Annotated in this window: 1 protein-coding gene; it reads left to right on the plus strand. The window is 30.2% G+C overall.

Annotation, left to right across the window (positions count from 1 at the left end; genetic code table 11):
- On the plus strand, nucleotides 1–1,160 hold a 1,160-nt coding region (gene ltrA, locus HMPREF0202_RS15285; protein WP_023052294.1), incomplete at both ends, for a group II intron reverse transcriptase/maturase.

Raw genomic sequence — 1,160 nt, forward strand, 5'->3', positions numbered from 1 at the left:
CAATCTATGAGTTTAATAGACTGCATAATTGATGAATCAAATATTTATCAAGCGATTCACATGTTGAAAAGTAACAAAGGAAGTAAAACTCCTGGAGTGAATGGCGAAACCATAAGCGATATAATAAAAATTAAAGATGAAATAGTAAAACGGATTAAATATGATTTAAAGGGCAGATATACACCAGGAATGGTTAAAAGAGTAGAGATACCAAAAGGAGATGGAGAGTTTAGACCACTAGGAATACCTAATATCTATGATAGATTAGTACAACTTTGTATCAAACAGATATTAGAACCAATCGTTGAAAAGAGCTTTCATAAAAATTCTTTTGGATTCAGACCACAACGTAGTACAGAACATGCGATAGCAACTTGTTATCACATGGTTAATATGTCGAAATTACATTTTGTTGTAGATATTGATATAAAAGGATTTTTTGATAATATAAATCATAAAAAGCTGATAAAACAACTTCAACGATTTAAATCTATCGATAAGAAAACGTTATCAATAATAAAATGCATGTTGAAAGTTGAAACTGTGCTACCAAACAGAGAGATTATCCAATCTGATAAGGGAACTCCCCAAGGAGGAATACTTTCACCACTCTTAGCCAACATCGTTTTAAATGAACTAGATTGGTGGATACATAAACAATGGTTAGGATTAAAAACCAAAAGAGAATATTCCACTCTTGGAAATAAAGAAAGAGCTCTTAGAGATACAAACTTAACAGAAGTTAGAATTGTTAGATACGCAGATGACTTCAAACTCTTTTGTAGAGATAGAGGTTCTGTGGAAAAGATGTTCAAACTAGTTAAAATATTCCTAAGAGACAGATTGAAATTAGAAATTTCTGAAAAGAAATCAAAAATAGTAAATCTAAGAAAAGAGTACAGTATCTTTTTAGGAATAAAATTTAAAGCTATTAAGAATAGGAAAAGATTAACTGCTAGGTCATATGTATCTGACAAAGCAAAGAAAGCCATTCTAATCTTAATCAAACAGGAGATAAAAGAGCTTCAAAAAAGACGTACAGCCCTTCAAGTCTTAAAATTTAATTCAGTAATACTCGGAATCCAAAATTATTATCGCATGGCAACAATGGTAAGTATAGATTTTAGTAAAATTGGCTATATAGTTAATAAATCCTTAAT

Source organism: Cetobacterium somerae ATCC BAA-474 (assembly GCF_000479045.1).
GTDB lineage: Bacteria > Fusobacteriota > Fusobacteriia > Fusobacteriales > Fusobacteriaceae > Cetobacterium_A > Cetobacterium_A somerae.